A 299-nucleotide genomic window follows, 5' to 3' on the forward strand; every position below is an offset into this window, starting at 1 on the left:
ATCACAGGCGAAGACTACACAACGATTGCTTACACCCTCTTCCGATGTTTCGGAAAGAGGGTGAAAGAAAATCTTCTTTACCTTCCTGGCCGGGCATCTGGGGAAAAAATCGTTGAGACACCTGACGCTCAGCTTCAAGGCGCGCTATCGTTCTCATTTGGCATGCACTATAGCCAAGAAGCAGTAAGCGAAGGACACTTAGCGATGCTTGCCAAGCGGTATACCACCCCAGTTCAATGCTACGGTCGGGCAGACTTTTTAAACGGTCGTTTAATTTTTTCTTTCCGAGATGAAGAAGA

General features: G+C 47.5%; 1 pseudogene. It reads left to right on the plus strand.

What is annotated here, in order from left to right:
* Nucleotides 1–299: pseudogene (locus R0K30_RS21530) on the plus strand (alpha-mannosidase); the annotation flags it as partial.

Source organism: Bacillus sp. SIMBA_154, assembly GCF_046536015.1.
Taxonomy (GTDB): domain Bacteria; phylum Bacillota; class Bacilli; order Bacillales; family Bacillaceae; genus Bacillus; species Bacillus pumilus_P.